This is a genomic window from Rhodococcus sp. EPR-157, assembly GCF_001647195.1.
Classification (GTDB): Bacteria; Actinomycetota; Actinomycetes; order Mycobacteriales; family Mycobacteriaceae; genus Rhodococcoides.
In genome coordinates this window covers 1-16940 of the sequence record NZ_LVCV01000378.1, presented here as the reverse complement: position 1 = coordinate 16940, position 16940 = coordinate 1, and the positions used below count along the sequence as shown (strand labels likewise).

At 63.5% G+C, this 16940-nt stretch carries 11 protein-coding genes; 5 read left to right on the top strand and 6 right to left on the bottom strand.

Annotated elements, in window-relative coordinates; translation table 11 throughout:
* The first annotated feature begins 21 nt into the window (after window positions 1-21).
* Together uvrB and A2J03_RS17265 are read left to right on the top strand one after the other, a co-directional pair.
* Window positions 22-2184, top strand: a complete 2163-nt coding sequence (uvrB, locus tag A2J03_RS17270) for an excinuclease ABC subunit UvrB (RefSeq protein ID WP_068376226.1) — start codon at window positions 22-24, stop codon at window positions 2182-2184.
* A 24-nt stretch (window positions 2185-2208) separates the two neighbouring features.
* A complete protein-coding gene (locus A2J03_RS17265) occupies window positions 2209-3072 on the top strand; it encodes an SCO6745 family protein (RefSeq protein ID WP_068376224.1) in 864 nt (287 codons plus the stop codon).
* A gap of 7 nt (window positions 3073-3079) precedes the next feature.
* Here A2J03_RS17265 and A2J03_RS17260 read toward each other — a convergent pair whose 3' ends face one another.
* Together A2J03_RS17260 and A2J03_RS17255 are read right to left on the bottom strand one after the other, a co-directional pair.
* Complete coding sequence (locus tag A2J03_RS17260; RefSeq protein ID WP_068376223.1) at window positions 3080-3961, bottom strand: ABC transporter permease; 882 nt, start codon at window positions 3959-3961, stop codon at window positions 3080-3082.
* A complete protein-coding gene (locus tag A2J03_RS17255; RefSeq protein ID WP_068376220.1) occupies window positions 3958-6849 on the bottom strand; it encodes an alpha/beta fold hydrolase in 2892 nt (963 codons plus the stop codon). Before A2J03_RS17255 ends, A2J03_RS17260 begins: the two co-directional genes overlap by 4 nt.
* Window positions 6850-7035: 186 nt before the next feature.
* Here A2J03_RS17255 and A2J03_RS17250 point away from each other — a divergent pair, with 186 nt between their 5' ends.
* On the top strand, window positions 7036-7488 hold the full coding sequence (locus tag A2J03_RS17250) for a universal stress protein (protein WP_068376218.1): 453 nt from the start codon (window positions 7036-7038) through the stop codon (window positions 7486-7488).
* Window positions 7489-7552: 64 nt separating this feature from the next.
* Here the strand turns inward: A2J03_RS17250 and A2J03_RS17245 are convergent, their stop codons facing one another.
* The 3 genes from A2J03_RS17245 to A2J03_RS17235 form a co-directional block, all read right to left on the bottom strand.
* On the bottom strand, window positions 7553-9868 hold the full coding sequence (locus A2J03_RS17245; RefSeq protein ID WP_068376215.1) for a HelD family protein: 2316 nt from the start codon (window positions 9866-9868) through the stop codon (window positions 7553-7555).
* A 156-nt stretch (window positions 9869-10024) separates the two neighbouring features.
* Window positions 10025-11296: a DoxX family protein gene (locus tag A2J03_RS17240; RefSeq protein ID WP_068376213.1), complete on the bottom strand. Its 1272-nt coding sequence runs from the start codon at window positions 11294-11296 to the stop codon at window positions 10025-10027.
* Window positions 11297-11426: 130 nt separating this feature from the next.
* Window positions 11427-12116 (bottom strand): MBL fold metallo-hydrolase, encoded by a 690-nt coding sequence (locus A2J03_RS17235; RefSeq protein WP_068376211.1) that lies wholly within the window; start codon window positions 12114-12116, stop codon window positions 11427-11429.
* Window positions 12117-12365: 249 nt separating this feature from the next.
* On the opposite strand from A2J03_RS17235, the gene uvrA reads away from it, so the two are divergent.
* Window positions 12366-15290, top strand: coding sequence for an excinuclease ABC subunit UvrA (gene uvrA, locus A2J03_RS17230; RefSeq protein WP_068376228.1), 2925 nt, complete (start codon window positions 12366-12368; stop codon window positions 15288-15290).
* Window positions 15291-15479: 189 nt separating this feature from the next.
* Here the strand turns inward: uvrA and A2J03_RS17225 are convergent, their stop codons facing one another.
* A complete protein-coding gene (locus A2J03_RS17225; RefSeq protein WP_068376209.1) occupies window positions 15480-15833 on the bottom strand; it encodes a DUF1844 domain-containing protein in 354 nt (117 codons plus the stop codon).
* 361 nt (window positions 15834-16194) lie between these two features.
* Between A2J03_RS17225 and infC the strand changes: the two genes are divergently transcribed.
* Window positions 16195-16923, top strand: coding sequence for a translation initiation factor IF-3 (gene infC / locus A2J03_RS17220; RefSeq protein WP_231912574.1), 729 nt, complete (start codon window positions 16195-16197; stop codon window positions 16921-16923).
* Window positions 16924-16940: the final 17 nt, after the last annotated feature.

The following is a 16940-nucleotide window of genomic DNA, read 5'->3' as shown; positions in this document are numbered from 1 at the left end:
GGTCGCGTCTACCCTGGTTGTATGGCGTTTGCATCCGAACATCCCGTGGTGGCTCGCTCCGAGCACCGCCCCGTCGGGGACATCGAGCGTACCGGTCCCGCGTTCAAGGTAGTCAGCGAGCACAAGCCTGCTGGTGACCAGCCCACGGCTATCGCCGAACTCGAACGCAGAATTCTGGCCGACGAAAAGGACGTGGTACTTCTCGGTGCCACGGGTACCGGTAAGTCGGCGACGACGGCGTGGCTCATCGAGAAGCTGCAACGCCCGACGCTGGTCATGGCTCCCAACAAGACTCTTGCTGCGCAGCTTGCCAACGAGCTGCGCGACATGCTTCCCAACAACGCCGTCGAGTATTTCGTGTCGTACTACGACTACTACCAACCCGAGGCGTATATCGCGCAGACCGATACCTACATCGAGAAGGACTCGTCGGTCAACGACGATGTCGAGCGGCTTCGCCATTCGGCCACGGCAAATCTGCTCTCGCGGCGCGATGTCGTCGTAGTCGCCTCGGTGTCGTGCATCTACGGCCTGGGCACTCCGCAGTCGTACGTCGATCGGTCCATCGAATTGCAGGTCGGCGTCGAAGTGCCTCGCGATGCGCTACTGCGCTTGCTGGTGGATGTCCAGTACACCCGCAACGACATGGCCTTCACTCGTGGCTCGTTCCGTGTCCGCGGCGACACCGTGGAGATCATTCCGTCGTACGAGGAACTCGCCGTGCGGATCGAGTTCTTCGGCGACGAGATCGAGGCACTGTACTACCTGCATCCGTTGACCGGCGACACGGTGCGCAAGGTCGATTCGGTGCGCATTTTCCCGGCCACGCACTACGTTGCTGGTCCGGAAAGGATGGAGAAAGCCGTCGCGAACATCGAGTTGGAACTCGAGGAGCGGCTCGCCGACCTCGAGAACAAGGGAAAGCTGCTCGAGGCGCAGCGGCTGCGCATGCGCACCCAGTACGACCTCGAGATGATCAAGCAGGTCGGATTCTGCTCGGGCATCGAGAACTACTCACGGCACATCGACGGCCGCGGCCCCGGTACAGCGCCCGCGACGCTGATTGACTACTTCCCGGAGGATTTCCTCCTGGTCATCGACGAGTCGCACGTGACAGTGCCGCAGATCGGCGCGATGTACGAGGGCGACATGTCCCGAAAGCGGAACCTGGTGGAGTTCGGCTTCCGGCTCCCGTCTGCCACCGACAATCGTCCGCTGACCTGGGAAGAATTCACTCAGCGCATCGGGCAGACGGTGTACCTTTCTGCCACTCCTGGCAAGTACGAACTCGGTCAGACCGGTGGAGAATTCGTCGAGCAGGTCATCCGTCCGACCGGTCTCGTCGACCCAAAGGTGGTCGTGAAGCCGACCAAGGGACAGATCGACGATCTGGTTCACGAGATTCGCGAACGAGCCGAGAAGAACGAGCGCATTCTGGTCACCACGCTGACCAAGAAGATGTCCGAAGATCTCACGGACTACTTGTTGGAGCTGGGCATCAGGGTCCGGTACCTGCACTCCGACATCGACACGCTGCGTCGAGTGGAGCTGTTGAGGCAGCTCAGGCTCGGCGAGTACGACGTGCTCATCGGTATCAACTTGCTTCGCGAGGGCCTCGACCTTCCCGAAGTGTCGCTCGTCGCCATCCTCGACGCCGACAAGGAAGGCTTCCTGCGAAGCGGCACTAGCTTGATCCAGACCATCGGCCGCGCCGCTCGTAACGTCTCCGGCGAGGTCCACATGTATGCCGACAAGATGACCGATTCGATGAAGTACGCCATCGAGGAAACCGAGCGCAGGCGCGAGAAGCAGATCGCCTACAACAAAGAGAAGGGCGTCGACCCGCAGCCGCTTCGAAAGAAGATCGCCGACATCCTCGATCAGGTCTACGAGGAGGCGGAGGATACTGACGAGTCGGTCGAGGTCGGTGGTTCCGGTCGCAACGCCAGTCGTGGACGTCGAGCGCAGGGCGAGAAGGGACGGGCTGTCAGTTCAGGGGTCTACGAGGGTCAGGACGTCAAGTCGATGCCGCGTGCTGAGTTGGCGGCGCTTGTGCAGAACCTCACCGACCAGATGATGAACGCCGCTCGTGAGCTGCAGTTCGAGTTGGCTGGCCGGTTGAGGGACGAAATCCAAGATCTGAAGAAGGAACTTCGCGGAATGGATGCGGCGGGCTTGAAGTAGGGGAGCTTCGATACGGTTCTCTCCATGGATGCTTCCACTGCCGGCCGGAGTGCTCGCGCACTCGAACTACTGCACTCTTTGACCTATTTCGTTCCGGAGACGCAGGAAGCGCTCAGTGACGCGGGGCTGCAGGGTCGTGCGTGCTATTTTGCCGGGCGCGCAGCTCCGCTGGGCGCAGTCGGTGCGGGAGTGGTGACGGCAACCTTCTACAACTTCAACCGCGAGCTGATCGAGCCTCTGGTGCCCGCAGCGTGGTCCGTTGCATCACCTGAAAAGATCCTCGACATTCGGTATCGGGCGCTCGACGAGGCATACACCCGACTGCTGGGTGCCGAGATTCTGAATTCCCCGGAGATGTCCGAGGCCGCGGAGCTCGCGTCGATCGCAGCGCGCGGTATCCCGGGCGACGACGGTCGTCCCCTGTATGCCGCCTACGCCGACCTCGAATGGCCTACCGCGCCACATCTCGTCTTCTGGCACGCGCTGACTCTGCTGCGCGAACACCGGGGTGACGGGCACATCGCTGCGTTGCAGACAGCGGAGCTGAACGGTATCGAAGCGTTGATCACCCATACCGCGACCGGCAAGGGCTTCGAGAAGGAGTTCGCGCGGAAGCGTCGTGGATGGTCGACGGAGCAATGGGACGCCTCGACCGTGAACCTGACGGACCGAGAGATCCTCGACGCCGCCGGCGCACTCACCGAACACGGAGTCGACCTTCGGAACTTGGTCGAGGACATCACCGACGACCTCGCGCTCGCTCCGTGGACCGCCCTCGGCGAGGACGGCGCGGCGAGGCTCGTCGAGCTCGCCTCACCGTGGCGCGACACTGTCATCGCGCAGAATGTGTTCCCGGACGGTGTGTTCGGTCCGGCCGTCAAGCGTTGAGCGCCGCTCAGCTGGTGATGTCCTTCGTGGAAAACCTCTGCCACGCCACGACGCCGAAGAGCGCGGCGTACGCGACGGCCGAGAACGAACCGACGACGATGTCGTTCCATTCGATGGTCGGTGACAGCGCGTCGATCCACGAGTTTGCATAGTGCCCGGGTAGATAGTTACGCAGCGAGCCCAGTGCGGTGATCTGGTCGAGAATCTGCATCAGAATCGACGTCATGACTGCTCCTCCGACTGCGCCGAGGGGTGCGTCGGTCAGCACCGACAGCAGCATCGCCAAGCCCGCAACCCACAGCAGGTTCACGCCGATGTAGGCGACCGCGACGACGAGCCTGCCCAGGGCGTCGATGAAGGACAGTCCGTCGCCGAACGGTGTCACCAAAGGTTCGGCTCCGTACAGCGCGGTGCCGAGTGCGAGCGAAACAACGACGAGCGTGAGGATCGCGGCGATCGACAGAGTCGCCGACACCAGAGCTTTCTGTACGAGCAGTCGTGTTCGAGGAACCGGTATCGCCAGTAAGTACCTCAGCGACGACCACGACGCCTCGCTGGCCACCGAGTCCCCGAAGAACAACGCGACGACGACGATCAGCAGGAATCCGACGGACATGAACAGCGCGAATACGGTGAAGTTCACTCCGCCGCGGGTGCCGAGTTCGATCAGGCCTCCCGCGTCGGAGTCCTCGGATGAGCTGCCGATGGCGAACGCGATCGCCAGTATCACCGGGAGCAGTGCGAGGAATCCGATCGCGAGCTGGGTCCGTCGGCGACCGAACTGACGCCGGAGCTCGGTGGTGAACGGCAGTGTCCTGCCCGCGGAGTATCCCGCGGCCCGGCCGTCGGGCGGCCCGGAGTCGGGCCTGGCGTTGTGTGTCGTACTCATCGGTCGTCCTTCGTGGGAATCGGACCTGCTGGGAGCGCGTCGTTGTGGACCAGATCGAGAAACACGTCCTCGAGGCGGGTCGACTGGGACAGTCCGCGCACTCGGAGTCCAGCGTCGAACAACGCGCGGGTGACGTCGGCAGGGTCGATGGTGCCGAGATCGGCGCGCAGGATGGAGTCGTCGACGACCGTCGGGGTGCATCCGAGGCCTTCGAGGACCGTCGCCGCCACTGCGGTGTCGTCGATGCGGATCTCGGTTTGCCCACCAGCTGCCGTCAGGTCGCGGACTGTGCCCGCGCTGATGACCGACCCGCGGTTCATCACCACTACGTGCGTACAGGTCTGCTCGACCTCGGCCAGCAGATGGCTCGATACGAGCACCGTCCGTCCTGTCTTCGCGTAGTTGATCAGGACGTCACGCATGGTTCTGATCTGCGGTGGATCGAGACCGTTGGTCGGCTCGTCCAGAACCATGAGATCCGGAAGGCCGAGCATTGCCTGAGCTATGGCGAGGCGTTGCCGCATACCCTGGCTATACGACTTGACCTTGCGTTCGATTGCGGTCCCGAGATCGGCAATCTCCAGCGCTTCCTCGAGATGCGCGTCCTCGGGTGGGCGACCGGTGGCCTGCCAGTACAGGTTCAGGTTCTCCTTCCCACTGAGGTGCGGCAGGAACCCGGATCCTTCGACGAACGAGCCCAGCCTCGACAAGACCGGAGCTCCCGGTGACACCTTGTGCCCGAAAACTCGAATGTCACCGCTGGTCGGTGAGATCAGCCCCATGAGCATGCGAAGTGTCGTGGTCTTGCCTGCGCCGTTGGGGCCGAGCAGCCCGAGCACCTGGCCTTGCTGTACTTCGAAGCTGACACCGTCGACGGCTTTGAAACCGTTTGAGTACGTCTTGGCGAGGTCGGTGATGACAAGCGGTGTGTCGACGAGGTCCTGATCGACCTCGGCGACGACTCGACGCCGCCCCCTGATCACGTTGATCCCGATCAGGGTGAGCAGCGCCAGGGCGATGATCCCGATGCCGACGATCGGTGCCGTCGGAACCGAGCTCGCGTTGGTGGATACGCCGTCGACCGACGGAATCGACAGCGTCGAATCATCGAGAGCAACGACGAATTGGGCGGGCTCGAGGGGTACCGCGTACGCCTGATCGGTCGTGGCCACCGCGATCTCGATGCGGTGTCCCTCGGGTACGACGTAACTGATCCCGGGCAGGGTCACCGTCACCGGGATCGGACCGTCACCGACCGAATCGGGAAGTCGCACAGCCGCAACGGCGCTGCCGGGAAGTGTGCGCCCACCGTTGGGCGCGACGTCGTACAGCTTGACGAACAGCACCGCCTCCTGCGGCTGGGCGAACGCCCCGACCCGCAGGTTCACGCGAGAGGAGCCGGTGATGGTCAGAGGGTCGTTCAGTGCCTCACTCGTGAACGTCGCGGACTGGCCTGGGATGTCGGCGGATAGCTGCGCCCCGGCAGAGGTTGCCGACAGGGTGGACAACACCGACCCCAATCCTGGAACCGACGAGATCGCCGACGGCGATGCTCCCGGCGGCCGGATGATCGTCTGTTCGTCGGAACCTGCCTGTCCGCCCCCGTCGGCCCCGGATCCGAGTTCGACAGGCACCGTCCGGGTCGGTTCGGTACCGGCTGCCAATCCCGGGTATTCGGGCGCGGTCATCCGCCGCGAACGTGCCTGTTGCTGCTCGGCGGCCGAGCCTTGCATGGCATACGTGAACGGCGGTGGTGTCGATGCCGGCTCGGTGTCGGTCCGAAGATGGTCGTCGAGGAAATCGCGCATTGCGTTGTCGGCGCTGCCGTTGGTGCCGCCGGCGTCGTGTCCGCCGCTGAACCACCGAACCTCGACGTCGCCGCCGGACTCCGAGATCTGCCTGGCGGTGGCGTCTGCCTGATCGAGACCGAAGAGGGTGTCCTGCATCCCTTGAACCAGGAGTGTGGGCGCGGTGATGCTCGACGCGACGGCGACGGGGGAGTGCTCGGTGAGCAACTGGAGCAATTCCGGGGACGGCTCGCCGGTGACAGCCGATTGCGCGTACGCCGAACAGAACTCGGGTGCGAAACGACCGCATCCTGCCTGGGCCGGGCTCTCGCTCTCGACGACGGCATCATTCCCTTCCGGGCCGGCTGCGTCCGTGCTCTCGGACGGCGCACTGCCCGCTCCGAAGAAGACGCCGGCCCACCCTCGCTTGAGCACACCCGGTCCGCCGTAGACGGAACCGGCGGGTGAGTCGATGCCGGCCAGTTCCGCGCGGTCTTCGTCGGTCGTGACGCCGTAATTCGGGAACAGAGCGTGGCCCAAATCGTTCCACGTGATCGAAGCCGCGACCGCGTCGATCCTAGGGTCGGTACCTGCGACGCTCAGCGCAAGCGCACCGCCGTACGATCCTCCCGCAACTCCGACTCGCGGATCCCCCGGGCCGTCCAGCAGTACCTCGGGCCGATCGGACAACCAATCGATCAGCGCGCGTCCGTCGGCGACTTCTCCGTCGGGATCGTTCAGCGAGATCGAACCGGTGCTGGCGCCGAAGCCGCGCGCGCTGTAGGTCAGAACGACGTACCCGTCGGAGGCCAGCGACCGGGCTTGGTCGTCGACCGAAAACTTGTCGCCCCCGAATCCATGTGCGAGCAGCACCGCCGGGGCGGGCGTTGTCTTCGGTACGAACAGCCGAGCGTCGAGGTCTACCATCTCGGAATTGCCGGGTGTCTCCGGTACGGTAATCGTGGTGTCGAGCGTGGAGACGTCGTCGTTCTCGCTGGAGGAGCGGGAGACGAGGTAGATCGAAACGACTGCGAGTATCGCAACCAGAAGGACCGCGAGCATGACGGTCTTCGACGACCTGAGCGGCCGGGGGATGTGCATGTGAACCAATGTATGTGAGGCGCGGACTTCACGTTGTGAGCGAACTACGCATCATGAACGGCCGATGCAGATAAGGTCATCGAAACGGTCACTGGGACCGGCACATCGGGCCTATGACGGACCACAAGCATGCAGATCGAATTCGTCACCGAATGTGTGACAGAACACCTATAACTGGAGGAATGAATGAGTGCCTACCGCACCGTCGTCGTCGGAACCGATGGGTCCGAATCGTCTTTGCGGGCTGTAGAGAAGGCCGCTGCTCTCGCCGGTGACGCCGACGCGACGCTCGTCATCGCATGTGCCTACTACCCGGCAGATCCGAAGGACACCAGCAAGGCCGCCGACGCGCTCCGTGAGGATGCTTACCAGATCACCGGCTCCGCACCCACTCACGACATCCTTCGTACCGCCCGCGAACATGCCACCAAGGCTGGAGCAAAGACCATCGACGAGCGTGCGATCGTCGGTGCTCCGGTCGAGTCCCTGTTGCAGCTCGTCGACGACGTGAAGGCTGATCTGCTGGTGGTCGGAAACCGTGGCCTCAACTCGCTCACCGGTCGACTTCTCGGTTCGGTGCCGTCCGACGCCGCACGCAAGTCCACGTGCGACGTGCTCATCGTGCACACGGTTCGGTAGCAGTACTGCTCGGTCGAGTGGCCCGGTAGCTCCCGCGAGGCGAGCTGCCGGGCCACTCGTCGATCTACTGGACGAGGACGTCGAACGCAGCCAGGCCGGAAAGTTCGGCGGGTAGTTCACGAGCATGAACCACGCCGAGGCGCTGCGTCGCACGGGTCAGAGCGACGTAGAGATCTCCCATTCCGCGCGGAGATTCCGTGACGATGTCGCTCGGTTCCACGATGAGAACCGAATCGAATTCGAGGCCCTTTGCATCCTTCACGGTCGATACGGTTACCACGTCCGATCGCAGATGCACGAACTGCTCCAACATGGCCTGGGGAACGAGGACGACACTGATGCCGGGCCTGGGATGCTCGGCGAGCCGATCGCTCACGGTCGGCACCAGAGTGTCATCGTCGACGTACTGTGCCCACGGCTGGTTGCCGGAATCGCGGACGGATCGAGGAACCGACTGGACGGGGTCGATAGCGGCGAGTACGTCACGGGCGATGGTCATGATCTCGGACGGTGTTCGGTAGTTCACCGTCAGTTCGGTTCGCTTCCATCGTTGTGCGACATACGGTTCCAGTACTTCGGCCCACGACGTCGTACCTGCGGGGTCGCCGGTCTGTGCGACGTCGCCGACGAGTGTCATCCATCTGTTCGGAATGCGACGCATCACCATTCGCCACGCCATGTCGGAAAGCTCCTGGGCTTCGTCGACTATGACGTGTCCGTACGTCCACGTGCGGTCGCTCGCAGCGCGTTCCGCCGTGGTCAGCCTGGCGCCTGCATCCTGCCTGCTCGCGAGCTGGCTGGCGTCGATCAGGTCGTAGGCCATCAGAATTTCCGGATCGAGTTCGTCTTCCAGATCCTGTGGTGCCGAACCCGTCAGGATGTCCAGTGCGCCTTGAGCATCGGCGATTTGATTGCGCCACTGTCGGTTTGCCTGTTCTCGCTCGGCGGCATCGTCGGTGCCGAGGAGTTCGGCAAGTTCGTCCAGCAGTGGTGCGTCGGCGGAGGAGAATCCGCGATCGGTGCGGATCAGCGATTCGCGTTGGTCCGCGGTGAGGTCCGGAGCGGCCGAGAGGATCCGTTCAGGCGACGACAGTAGATCCCGAAGTACTTGCTGAGGAGTCAGATCCGGCCACAGTGCGTCGATGGCGGCCATGACGTCTGCGTCCTCTTTCATCTCGTCGCGCATATCTGCGATGTCGTCCCGGCTGAGCAGGCTGCCGCCGTCGACGACATTCTCGCCCAGTCGCGCAGCGAGTTGCTGCGCGAGGCCGTCGATGGCAGAGGCGACGAACAGTGGACGTGCGAGGTTGTGGGGACGCCGCGAAGATCGTGCCCGCCCACGTGCGCGAGTGACTATCTTGCGATCGAGCACGATGTCGTAGGTGTCGAACCGCAAAGTCTTCGGTGCGGAGGGAACCTCTTGGCGGTCACGCACCGCTTTCGTCAGAATCTGCACCATCGCTGTCGAACCTTTGACCTGTGCTGCGGTCGGAGATTCGTCGAGGGTTGCTCGGACGCCGGGGTAGAGGTTGCCGATCGTCGAGAGCAGAACGCCCGTCTCCCCGAGCGACGGAAGCACCTGCCCGATGTAGTCCAGGAATGTCGCGTTCGGTCCGATGATCAGGACTCCGCTCTTCGCGAGCTGCTGTCGGTAGGTGTAGAGGAGATACGCGGCACGGTGGAGCGCCACCGCCGTCTTTCCGGTTCCAGGACCGCCCTGTACGACGAGAACGCTTCGATGTTCCGAGCGAATGATGGCGTCCTGCTCGCTCTGAATGGTTTCGACGATGTCGTTCATCTGGCCGGTGCGAGCTGCGTCGAGAGCCGACAGCAACGCGCTTTCGCCGGCGACACCCGTCGCGTCGGACTCGAGGCCGGCCTCCCGTGCTGCAGCGAGATCGAGATACTCGTCGGCAAGCGAGGTGACGCGTCGACTCCGACTTCTGATGTGACGTCGGCGCAGAACGTTCTCGGGTGCAGCCGGCGTGGCGAGGTAGAACGCTCGTGCCATCGGGGCGCGCCAATCGAGCAACAACGTCTCGTAGTCGTTCGCTTCGTCGAGGATGCCGACACGACCGACGTACCGTACCGGAGCGTCGTCGTCGGGACCGAGATCGATTCGCCCGAAGCACAGGCCGTTCTCGGCGGCGTCGTACTTGGCGATGTCGTCGGTGTAGAGGTGGGTGAAGGATTCGCGTTCGCTTCGTGCCTGGGGTGTGCCGCCGGTCTCGAGCAGGACTGTGCTGAGTCGGTTCTGTGCGTATTTACGTAGTGCGTCGAGTTGGTCGTAGAGCATCGAGACGTAGGACTGTTCGCGGTCCTGGTCGGACAGATCGCGGTCGGTCACGGCCACTCGGTCGTCGGCCGTGTCGGTGTACATGGAGGGGCCGTCGTCCGGCAAAGGATCTCCTCGGGAGTTCGGCAAAATACTGGCTCGTAAACAAGCCAGAGCAGTCTACGACGAAGAAGAGCCCCGCCGCAGAACCGCAGTTCAGGGCGGGGCTCTTCAGTCAGCCGCGTCGAAATGGTGCGTGACCTAGGCGGAGTACTTCTGCACCCGCTTGTCGAGATCCTTGCGTGCCTTCTCGACCTTCTTCTCCAACTTGGCTCGTGCCTTCTCGGTCGCCTTGTCGAATTCACGACTCTGCTTCTCGGCACGCTGGCGTGCTCGCTTGCTGAGGCCTTCGGTCCGGTCGGCGGCGATGCCGGCCCACTTGGTGCCGCGTTCCTGAGCAAGATCGGCCAATTCCGCTGCACGGCCGGCGGCGACGTCGGACCACTTGCCACTGCGATCCTGTGCAAGTTCGACGAGCTCTGCGCCACGGCCCGCAGCGGTGTCTGCCCACTTCGACCCGCGCTTCTGTGCGAGTTCGGCCAGCGCGGCGCTTCGTTCGGCTGCCTCGTCGGCAAGCGTCGATCCACGCTTCTGCGCCTGCTTGGCCAGCTTGGAGCCGCGTTTGGATGCGATCTCGGCGAGCTCCTCGGTGCGGTCGGCGGCCTTGTCAGCGAGCGTGGAGCCTCGCTTCTGGGCTACCTCGGCGAGGTCGGATCCGCGGTCGGCCGCCTTGTGCGCCCAGCGAGAGAGAACAGGTTGTGCTGCGTCGGCGAGGTCCGAGCTCTTGTCCGCAGCTACCTCGGCCCAGTGGGACACGACCGGTTGTGCGGCCTCGGCGAGGTCCGAACTCTTCTCAGCGGCCGCGTCTGCCCACTTGGATACGACCGGCTGCGCTGCTTCGGCGAGCTCGGCGCTGCGAGATGCGGCGACTGCGGCCAGTCCCTTGATTCGTTCCGAAGCGACACCAAGGTGATCGGCGGTGTCGTGCGTGCCCGGAAGCGCTGCGACGACGGACTCCTGTGCCTTGCGCGCCGCACGACGGCTGCGCCATGCAATCGACGGCTTTCCTTCGGTGTCGACTGCCGCGATCAGCAAACCGCCGAGCAAGCTGACGTTCTTCAGGAATTGGATGCGCTGTGCAGCTTTTACCTCTGGGTCGGTTTCGTTCCAGAACGCGTGACCGGCGACGGTGGTCGGCACGAGACTGCCGGCCAGAGCGAGTGACGCGAAACGGGGAGCCTTACCGGTCGCGAGGAGCAACCCGCCGCCGACCTGAATTGCGCCGTTGATGCGGACCAGAGTCTCCGGGTCGCTCGGTACATTCGCTGTCACGCTGTCGGGCAGCGTCTCCTGCCCCTGCTCGATCAAGGGAGTCGCAGCCTTGGCTTTCCCTGCGGGATTTCGGAGCGCGTCGATACCCCCGGCGATGAAGATGGTCGACATCAGCGGACGAGCGATACGGCGGACCAGCATTGACAGCCTCCTGGTTTGTTGGGTGAACGTCGTTGTTCGGCGGCGCGGGGCCCATCACCGATGACGGGCCCCGCGCGCCGTTCCACCGTAGCCATACCCGGCCGTTCCGCGTTTCAAGCCTGCGTGCGTTTCACCAACCGCGTGCTCGCCATTCGTCGAGGTGGGGGCGTTCGGCGCCGCGCGTCGTGTCTTTGCCGTGGCCCGGATACACGACGGTGTCGTCCCCGTACGTGCCGAACAGCTTCGTTGACACGTCGTCGAGAAGCTGGGTGAATTCCTCGGGTCCCGACGTCTTTCCGACGCCACCGGGAAACAGTGAGTCGCCGGTGAACAGGTGCGTGACGCCCGACTCACTGTCGGTGAGTGCCAGCGCAATCGACCCGGGTGTGTGTCCTCGGAGATGAATCGTCGTCAGTGTGAGTTCACCCACCGACACCGTCTCCTCGTCGTCGAGCAGTCGGTCGGGCGCGACGGGCAGGGGCTCGGCGTCGAGGCTGTGTGCAGCCGTCGGTGACGCCGTGCCGCCAGCGATGTCCGCCAGGGCCTGCCAGTGGTCGGCATGCTGGTGAGTTGTCACGATGAGAGTCAGCGTGGGGGCGTTCTCGTCGATCAACTGCGACAGGCGTTCCGCCTCGTTGGCCGCGTCGATCAGGAGAGATTGCCCGGTGGCGGAACAAACGATCAGGTAGGCATTGTTGTCCATCGGGCCGACCGACATCTTGATGATGGTCGCGCCGGAGATGGTTCGTCGCTGCGGAGCCGATCCCTGCGATACCTCGCCGGTGTACTGGTCGTCGATGACCATGAGGTGCTCGTCCATTTCGAGGAGGCTACCGTCGGTGCGGGTCGTGTGCCTGTTCGGCCCTTGCGAGTAGCGGGTGGTCGTGAAGTCGCCTGGGGAAACCTGTCGGTGGGTCGGCCTAGCATTGCTACTGCGTGAGGTTCACTCTTGCGCCCGCATCAACATCGTGTGTGCATCGAAACTATGTGCATCGAACAAGCTTCGGTTCGATCGGACCGGTCGGTGGTAACCACCGATGTCCGACTGGTCCGAGAAGAAGGGAACACTGTGGCGGATCGCCTGATCGTACGAGGTGCGCGTGAGCACAACCTGCGGGGAGTCGACATCGACCTTCCTCGCAACAGCCTCGTGGTCTTCACCGGACTGTCTGGTTCGGGCAAGTCGTCATTGGCCTTCGACACGATTTTCGCGGAGGGACAGCGTCGATACGTCGAGTCCCTGTCCGCATACGCACGTCAATTCCTCGGGCAGATGGACAAGCCCGACGTCGACTTCATCGAGGGTTTGTCCCCGGCGGTCTCGATCGACCAGAAGTCGACCAACCGCAATCCGCGTTCCACGGTCGGCACCATCACCGAGGTCTACGACTACCTGCGCCTGCTGTTCGCACGAGCAGGAACGGCTCACTGTCCTGTCTGTGGAGAGCGGATAGCCAAGCAGACTCCTCAGCAGATCGTCGACCAGGTCCTCGCTATGGAGGAGGGCATCAAGTTCCAGGTGCTCGCTCCGGTCGTGCGGACCCGTAAGGGCGAATTCGTCGACCTGTTCGAGTCGCTCAACACACAGGGTTACTCGCGAATTCGAGTAGACGGCGTCGTCCACCAGCTGAGCGATCCTCCCAAGCTGAAGAAGCAGGAAAAGCACGACATCGAGGTCGTGGTCGATCGACTCACCGTCAAGTCCAGCTCCAAGCAACGCCTCACCGACTCGGTCGAAACTGCCCTGCGTCTCGCCGACGGCATCGTCGTACTCGATTTCGTCGATCGTGAGGAGAACGCGCCGGACCGCGAGCGTCGGTTCTCGGAAAAGCTCGCATGTCCCAACGCACACGCGTTGTCGATCGATGATCTCGAACCTCGTTCGTTCTCGTTCAACTCCCCGTACGGCGCATGTTCGGAGTGCCTCGGGCTCGGTGTACGCAAGGAGGTCGATCCGGACCTGGTCGTGCCCGACCCGGATCTTTCCCTCGCCGATGGAGCAATTGCACCGTGGTCGATGGGTCAGACCTCCGAGTACTTCGGTCGTCTCCTGTCCGGCCTCGCCGACGCCATGGGATTCGACCTCGACGCGCCGTGGAGCAAACTTCCCGCAAAGGTCAAGCGGGCGGTCCTCGAGGGCAGCGAGCATCAGGTCCACGTCAAGTACAAGAACCGATACGGCCGGACCCGCTCGTACTACGCGGAATTCGAAGGTGTCATGCCGTTCCTGCATCGCAGGCTCGAGCAGACCGAGTCGGAACAGATGAAGGAGCGGTACGACGGCTACATGCGCGACGTTCCGTGCCCGACGTGCGGCGGCGACCGACTGCGTCCGGAAATCTTGTCCGTCACCATCGAGGCGGGTGGCTTCGGCGCAAAGTCCATCGCCGACGTGTGTCGACTCTCCATTTCGGACACCGCGGACTTCCTCAACAGTCTGACGCTGGGCCAAAAGGAGGAGGCCATCGCAGGTCAGGTGCTCCGCGAGGTGCAGGCTCGGCTCGGGTTCCTTCTGGACGTCGGTCTCGAATATCTGTCGCTCTCGCGTGCGGCAGGCTCGCTGTCCGGTGGCGAGGCGCAGCGAATTCGCTTGGCGACTCAGATCGGGTCGGGCTTGGTCGGCGTTCTGTACGTTCTCGACGAACCGTCGATCGGTCTTCATCAGCGGGACAACCGTCGTCTCATCGACACCCTGACGCGGCTACGCGACCTGGGCAACACTTTGATCGTCGTCGAGCACGACGAAGACACGATCCGCACGTCGGATTGGGTCGTCGACATCGGGCCGATGGCAGGCGAGCACGGCGGACGCGTCGTACACAGCGGTTCCTACGAAGAATTGCTCACCAACGAGGAATCGTTGACCGGTGCTTACTTGTCCGGTCGGCTGGCAATTCCGCTTCCGGACTTCCGCCGGGTCGTGGACAAGAAGCGTCAGGTCACCGTGGTCGGCGCACGCGAACACAACTTGCGGGGGATCGACGTGAGCTTCCCGCTCGGGGTGCTCACCTCGGTGACAGGCGTGTCCGGCTCCGGCAAGTCGACGCTGGTCAACGACATTCTCGCGACTGTGATGGCGAACAAGCTCAACGGTGCACGTCAGGTGCCGGGCCGACACACGCGGATCAACGGGCTCGATCAGCTGGACAAGTTGGTGCGCGTCGACCAGTCACCGATCGGACGCACACCACGGTCGAACGCCGCGACCTACACCGGCGTGTTCGACAAGATTCGGACGTTGTTCGCTGCCACGACGGAGGCGAAGGTCCGCGGCTATCAGCCGGGTCGATTCTCCTTCAACGTCAAGGGCGGTCGATGTGAGGCGTGCTCGGGTGATGGAACGCTCAAGATCGAGATGAACTTCCTGCCTGACGTGTACGTCCCGTGTGAGGTGTGCGAGGGTGCGCGATACAACCGTGAGACGCTGGAAGTGCACTACAAGGGCAAGACCATCGCACAGGTTCTCGACATGCCGATCGAAGAGGCTGCGGACTTCTTCGAGCCCATCACCTCGATACATCGTTACCTCAAGACGCTGGTCGAGGTCGGCCTCGGGTACGTCCGACTGGGTCAGCCGGCGACGACGCTGTCCGGCGGTGAGGCTCAGCGCGTGAAGCTGGCGTCCGAGCTGCAGAAGCGTTCGACCGGGCGGACCGTGTACATCCTGGACGAGCCCACCACGGGTCTGCACTTCGAGGACATCCGCAAGTTGCTCGGTGTGGTCAACGGCCTCGTGGACAAGGGCAACACGGTCATCGTCATCGAACACAACCTCGATGTCATCAAGGTGTCCGACTGGATCATCGACATGGGGCCGGAAGGGGGCTCCGGCGGTGGAATGGTTGTCGCGCAGGGCGATCCGGAGGCCGTCGCCGCTGTGCCGGAGAGCTACACCGGAAAGTTCCTGCAGGAAGCGCTCACGCGGGACGTCGTCGTCGAGCCGAAGAAGGCGCCGGCGAAGAAGCGTCGTCCGCGCAAGGCCGCCGCTGTATGACTTGCTTGAACGCGCTGGGTGACGGTGTCAGCACCGAAACGCCCGCCTGATCCTCGCGGACCGGGCGGGCGTTTCCACGGTGGTACGTGTTGATGCCAAAGATGCTCATCGAATGGTCAGGCGCGCGCTGAATTGCTGGCAATCAGCCGCGCATCTGGCAATTTCGCCCGCACCTTCCAACGCGCGGTGTCAGTAAACCGGGCCGGTGTACTTCTCTCCCGGACCCTTACCGGGCTCGTCGGGGTACGCGGAGTTCTCCCGGAACGCCTTCTGCAACGCCTGTAGACCGTCGCGGATCGGGCCTGCGTGCGGTCCGAGGTACTCGACGGACGCGGTGACGAGTCCGGCGAGGGCGGTGATGACGCGTCGGGCTTCGTCGAGATCGAGGTGTGGGCTGGTGGTGGGGTCTGCCTCGGACAGGCCGAGCTTCTCGGCGGCCGAACTCATCAACATCACGGCTGCGCGGCTGATCACTTCGACAGCCGGCACGTCGGCGAGTGCGCGGACGTCCGGTTCGGCGCCTGATTCAGGGGTGCTCGTCATACTTACGAGGATGTCACGGCCGAACTTGCCGAGCGCGCACCAGCATCGATTCGCGGTAACGCCTGATCGGCTGGTACTGTCACTCAACGACCGTCTTCGACGTGCCCTCTCCTTGTGAATGGGGCTCGCGCGGAGGCAGCAAGTGGAGCCCGACTCCCACCGGTACGCAGTGTTACAGCTACTACCGGTCCGGTCGCTCGGAGAGAATTCGTCCATTGGGATGGATCTTCGTCGAGCTTCCTCGAAAGAGGAGACCTATAGCCATTGCGGCTGTAGATCGATCGGTCGACATCGGGCCCTGCACCAGCGGAATGCTGGAGCAGGGTTTTTGCGTTGAAAGGGACAGTGTCCCACGGCGACGATGTCGAAGGACTCGGGCAGGCGGGCTGTGCCAGAGACAGGCGGTCGGCTCGACCCCACACCGCACTACCTAGGAGGCCCCATCAGCACTGAGACTCGCATCAACGATCGCATCCGTGTTCCCGAGGTTCGTCTAGTTGGACCGGGCGGTGAACAGGTGGGCATCGTGCGTGTTGAAGATGCACTCCGCTTGGCTCTCGAAGCCGATCTCGATCTCGTAGAAGTGGCTCCCGACGCACGTCCGCCGGTCTGCAAGATCATGGACTACGGGAAGTTCAAGTACGAGGCAGCGCAGAAAGCGCGCGAATCGCGCAAGAACCAGACTCTCACCGTGATCAAGGAGCAGAAGCTCCGCCCGAAGATCGACGCCCACGACTACGAGACGAAGAAGCGTAACGTCATCCGCTTCCTCGAAGCAGGGTCGAAGGTCAAGGTCACCATCATGTTCCGTGGACGAGAGCAGTCTCGCCCGGAACTCGGCTTCCGTCTGCTGCAACGACTGGGTGCCGATGTTGCCGATCTCGGCTTCGTGGAAACTTCTGCGAAGCAGGATGGCCGCAACATGACGATGGTCCTCGCTCCCCACAAGGGTGCGAAGACTCGCGTCAAGGCGCAGGAAAGCGCAGCAGCACCGCCCGCACAGCGCGCGGTAGCTCCGACTCCGGACGCAGCGCCGGCTCCGGCTACCGGGGATGCTGCACCGGCGGCCGCAACGCCGCCGAGCAGCTAGAAGCTTGAACGATCAGT

Excerpts from the sequence above, each read along its gene's own strand:
- uvrB (WP_068376226.1), top strand. The coding sequence starts at position 22 with ATGGCGTTTGCATCCGAACATCCCGTGGTGGCTCGCTCCGAGCACCGC.
- A2J03_RS17265 (WP_068376224.1), top strand. The coding sequence starts at position 2,209 with ATGGATGCTTCCACTGCCGGCCGGAGTGCTCGCGCACTCGAACTACTG.
- A2J03_RS17260 (WP_068376223.1), bottom strand. The coding sequence starts at position 3,961 with ATGAGTACGACACACAACGCCAGGCCCGACTCCGGGCCGCCCGACGGC.
- A2J03_RS17255 (WP_068376220.1), bottom strand. The coding sequence starts at position 6,849 with ATGCACATCCCCCGGCCGCTCAGGTCGTCGAAGACCGTCATGCTCGCG.
- A2J03_RS17250 (WP_068376218.1), top strand. The coding sequence starts at position 7,036 with ATGAGTGCCTACCGCACCGTCGTCGTCGGAACCGATGGGTCCGAATCG.
- A2J03_RS17245 (WP_068376215.1), bottom strand. The coding sequence starts at position 9,868 with ATGTACACCGACACGGCCGACGACCGAGTGGCCGTGACCGACCGCGAT.
- A2J03_RS17240 (WP_068376213.1), bottom strand. The coding sequence starts at position 11,296 with ATGCTGGTCCGCCGTATCGCTCGTCCGCTGATGTCGACCATCTTCATC.
- A2J03_RS17235 (WP_068376211.1), bottom strand. The coding sequence starts at position 12,116 with ATGGACGAGCACCTCATGGTCATCGACGACCAGTACACCGGCGAGGTA.
- A2J03_RS17225 (WP_068376209.1), bottom strand. The coding sequence starts at position 15,833 with ATGACGAGCACCCCTGAATCAGGCGCCGAACCGGACGTCCGCGCACTC.
- infC (WP_231912574.1), top strand. The coding sequence starts at position 16,195 with ATGTCGAAGGACTCGGGCAGGCGGGCTGTGCCAGAGACAGGCGGTCGG.